At 69.3% G+C, this 3,839-nt stretch carries 5 protein-coding genes; 2 read left to right on the top strand and 3 right to left on the bottom strand.

From position 1 onward, the window contains the following. On the top strand, positions 1-475 hold a 475-nt coding region (locus tag AC6EI8_RS25145), incomplete at its 5' end, for a pentapeptide repeat-containing protein (protein ID WP_498383212.1). Between the two features lie 117 nt (positions 476-592). On the opposite strand, the gene AC6EI8_RS25140 is transcribed toward AC6EI8_RS25145, so the two are convergent. Together AC6EI8_RS25140 and AC6EI8_RS25135 are read right to left on the bottom strand one after the other, a co-directional pair. After that, positions 593-1,492 (bottom strand): recombination-associated protein RdgC, encoded by a 900-nt coding sequence (locus AC6EI8_RS25140; RefSeq protein ID WP_149316600.1) that lies wholly within the window; start codon positions 1,490-1,492, stop codon positions 593-595. Between the two features lie 234 nt (positions 1,493-1,726). Then, on the bottom strand, positions 1,727-2,323 hold the full coding sequence (locus tag AC6EI8_RS25135) for a BPSL1445 family SYLF domain-containing lipoprotein (RefSeq protein ID WP_149316601.1): 597 nt from the start codon (positions 2,321-2,323) through the stop codon (positions 1,727-1,729). A 262-nt stretch (positions 2,324-2,585) separates the two neighbouring features. Here AC6EI8_RS25135 and AC6EI8_RS25130 point away from each other — a divergent pair, with 262 nt between their 5' ends. Beyond that, positions 2,586-3,023 carry a hypothetical protein gene (locus AC6EI8_RS25130; RefSeq protein WP_226107114.1) on the top strand — a complete coding sequence of 146 codons (438 nt, stop codon included), beginning with the start codon at positions 2,586-2,588 and terminating at the stop codon, positions 3,021-3,023. Between the two features lie 116 nt (positions 3,024-3,139). Here AC6EI8_RS25130 and AC6EI8_RS25125 read toward each other — a convergent pair. Further along, positions 3,140-3,839, bottom strand: a 700-nt coding sequence (locus AC6EI8_RS25125) for a DUF6537 domain-containing protein (protein ID WP_498383210.1), incomplete at its 5' end; no start/stop codon positions are given.

Genomic DNA, 3,839 nt, shown 5'->3' with positions numbered 1-3,839 from the left:
GGCGCCGCTGACGGCGCTGGCCTTCGATTTCAGCAATGCGGACCTGGCGGGTGCCGATCCGCCGGTTGCCGGCGTATCGCATCTGCGTTTCAACGGCGCCAACCTGAAGCACGCGACGCTGCGCGATATCAGCCTCGCATGGACCGATTTCAGCGGTGCCGAGCTCGACGGGGCACGCATCACGATCGCCGCGGAGACGCTGGCGCGGGTCGCGCGGCCCAGCGTGCTGGCGCTGGCATTGCAATCGATTGCAACCATCGACCCGCGCCATGCCGGGCTGCGGCGCGCACTGATGGAGCAGGTGCTGGGCGCCCTGCAGCAGGCGGCGGCGCTGGCCCGCAGGGACCGCGTCATGCTGCCCGCCGAGTTGCGGGCGCTGGTCTCGGTGCATCCGCTGTTTGCCGGCCTGCCGGGCCGGGAGACGGTGCTGGAGCGATGCGCACCGGCTGGTGCCGAGCGGCATCCGGCCCGCTGAGGCGCCGAGCCGCAGAGCCACTGAATCGGCGAATCGGTGTCGGTGAGCCAGGGCCGGTATCGACGCCGGCCCCGTATCGAAAACCGCCGACGCTGGCGACTACCGCCGAAACCGGCCTCAGCCCTTCCGTTCGCCGCCCAGCGCCTCGGTCAGATCGCCCAGCATGGCCGACAGCTCGCCGGCCATCAGCGCGAAGTCCGCGTCGAAGCGCTCGTCCTCGTCGCTCATGGTGCCGTCGATCTGCTCCTTGACCACATCGAGCGGCGCCACGCGCTTGATCGCCAGCGCGTCGGTCAGCACGAAGGAGACGCGGTCGTTCCAGGTCATCGCCAGGCGCGTGCAGCGCTTGCCGGCGGCAATATGGCGGCGCAGCTCTTCGGCGTCTAGCGGATGGCGGACATAGCGGACGGTCGCCTTGCTCTCGGCGCTGGCCTGCAGCTCGATCTCCTGATCGACGGTAAAGCCGGCCGGCGCCGCATCGTCGGCCAGCCAGCCGGTCATCGCCGCCACCGGCGACTGGTTGACCTGCAGCGAGGTCAGCGGCAGCGGGTCCAGCGCCTTGAACAGCAGCGTGCGGACCTCGTCGGCCTTGATCGCCGAGGCCGCGTCGATTGCCAGCCAGCCGCGCTCCGGGTCGATCCAGACGCGGGTATCGCGGCGAATGCTGAAGGCGCGCGGCAGCAACTCCTCGGTGATCTGTTCCTTCAGTTCGCGCAGCTGCTTGCGGCCCGGCTTGTAGCCCTGCTGCTCCTCGAGCTCGGCGGCGCGCGCCTTGGTCACCTGATTGACCACGGTGGCCGGCAGCAGCTTCTTCTCGGCGCGCATGGTCAGCAGCATCTGCTTGCCCACGCGGTGCACCAGCGCGCCGTTATCGCGCGGCGAGGCCCATCCCTGGGTCTGCATTTCGAGGCTGGTACCCGGATAGAAGGCGTGCGAGGCGAGGCAGGCCTCGACCTCGTCGGCGTCCTTGTTCCAGGGTGCGGAGAAGCGGTGTAGCTGAAGATTCTTGAACCACATGAGAATTCGGTACCTCGGCCGGTTGGCGAAAGGGACGAATTCTAGCGGCTTGGCGTTGCCGGTGTCGCGGACGTTGGCGTGGCGGAGGAAACAAAGGCGGCAAGGAGGCCGGCAAGGACGGCGGCAACACGGCTCGGCTTCCCAGCCACGGAATCGACAGGAAAAAGCGCCGCGGCCCCCTGCCAAGGGCCGCGGCGCGAGGTGCTGCAAGGCATCACCAGCAGATGGCGCGCCTTACAGGTCCAGCTTGGTGATCTTGGTGCCTTCGAGGCTCAGGCCAGCCATCAGGCCTGCGTTGGTCAGCGCGAAGCCCACCACCGGCTGCTGCACGGTATTGGTGTCGAGCGCGCCGTTGGCGCCGACCTTGGCGACCGCCACGGTGGCGTCGACACCCGCGGTCCAGCCGTCGCTGGCCAGGAATTTGTCGAGCGCCTGCTGGTTCATGAACATGAAGATCAGCGCCTTCGATTGCGCGCCGATCTGCCAGCCCAGCGAACCCGAGATGGTGCGGTAATAGCCGCGGGTGGTATTGCCCACGCGCAGCGCGCCATCGCCATATTCGCCGCCGACGAAGAAGCCGGCCGACAGCGTGCGCGGAAACACCAGGATGCCCCGGGCGCGCGAGGCGAGGTCGCGCGAGCCGTTGACCGAGCTGTACAGCCGGTCCAGCGTGTTTTGAACGCCGGAATCGATCTCGCGGCGGCGCGTCGTTTTCTCGGCCGGGGAAGAAGCCGAATCGCGCGTGGTGGTGCACGCGCCCAACAGCAGGCCGCTGCCGGCCACCGCCAAACCGAGACCCGCACTGGCGTTCAGGAATGCCCTACGTTCCATGTTGTTCTCCTTTGTTCCTGTCAAACACTGCGATGCCAACCAGGATGGCGCCACGCCGACGGTCGCTGGATCGTTGGACCGGGCAAATGGCTTCCATCACGCTGCCCTCCGTTTGTGCAATATACAAAGCGAGGAACGCGACCGCTGTAGGACTTCCCGCCCAGCTGGGGTGGTGTCTGTCCTACACGGCACTTTTTGCGGCGCCAATGCAACGCGATGTAACGAGGTGTTGCGATGTCCGACGTCGGCGCTACCATGCGGCATGCCTAAAGTTCTTGCCCTGATCCCCGCCATCCTGCTGGTCGGCGCGTGCGCCTCGCATGCGCCCGCGGACCAGCAGGCCGCCGCTGCCGCCACCGCCGCCGCCGCCGAGAGCCAGGCCGCCTCCGGGCCGCCGCCCGAGTGGCAGAAGAAGCGGCAGCAATACACCGACTGCGCGCGCGACAAGGCCGAAGCCCGCTCGGCCAAGCCCGGCACGACCCAGGCCGTGGTCAACGATGCGCTGCGCGACTGCCGCGGCGAACTCGATGCCGTGCGCACGTCGTTCCGCGAGTATCTCGATGGCCAGATGGTGTCGGCCCACGGCAAGCGCTCCGCGCGCCAGGCCGCTGACCGGCTGGGCCGCGATACCGAGGACAAGGTGCGCGCCTACCTGCTGCGCCACGTCGAGTACCACCGCGCCGTCGCCGCGCGCCAGTAAGCCGGCGTTCGCACCTGCGCGGCGGCCCGCCGAGGGCCGCCCGCCACCGGGCACCGCCTCGATGGCCGCCCGGCCTTATCTCGATATTCCTCTCGATATCCCTCCCGATATTCCCCTCAATGCGGCGCGCCACTGCGCGCCGTTCCTGCGTCCGTCTGCCGGATCGGAATTCCCCTGAGTTGACCCGCGCCATTGGCGCCATGCGCGCCGTCCGGGCGCGGATAGCGCTGCGCGTCGAAGCGGTGCAGCAGCTCGGCCGCACGCGCGGCGGCGACCGCGTGCGCGGCCAGCTTGATATGGCCGAAGCCGCGTACCTTGGCAGGCAATTGCGCGATCTCGACGGCGATCGGCAGCCGCGCCTCCGTCAGCGCCGGCAGCAGGGCGCGGATGCGGGCCTCGTAGTCGGCGATGGACTGCCGCTCCAGCCTGCGTTCGGCGGTCCTGCCGAACGGATCGAAGCGCGTGCCGCGCAGCCGCTTGCCCCTGGCGAGCCATCCCATCAACGGCCATAGCCAGGCGCCAAAGGCGATCTTGCGCGGCGGCTCGCCATGCTTGCCGGGCCGGGACAGCAGCGGCGGCGCCAGATGGAAGCGCAGCCGCAGCGGGCCGTCGAAGCGCTCGCGCAGCGCCTGCCGGAAGGCGGGATCGCTGTGCAGCCGCGCGACCTCGTATTCGTCCTTGTATGCCATCAGGCGCGCGAACTGCTCGGCCACCGCACGGGTCAGCCGGCGCTCGCGTCCGGCCTCGCCAAGGGCGTCCTCCGCGGCCTGCACGGCCTCGACGAGCGCGGTATAGCGCGCCGCGTAGGCGGCGTCC

Source organism: Cupriavidus sp. R6-3 (assembly GCF_059772245.1).
Note: the sequence above shows the minus strand (reverse complement) of the source record. Positions and strands in the feature narration are given on the sequence as shown.

Coding starts and splice junctions, on each gene's coding strand:
- AC6EI8_RS25140 (WP_149316600.1), bottom strand. CDS start 1,492: ATGTGGTTCAAGAATCTTCAGCTACACCGCTTCTCCGCACCCTGGAAC.
- AC6EI8_RS25135 (WP_149316601.1), bottom strand. CDS start 2,323: ATGGAACGTAGGGCATTCCTGAACGCCAGTGCGGGTCTCGGTTTGGCG.
- AC6EI8_RS25130 (WP_226107114.1), top strand. CDS start 2,586: ATGCCTAAAGTTCTTGCCCTGATCCCCGCCATCCTGCTGGTCGGCGCG.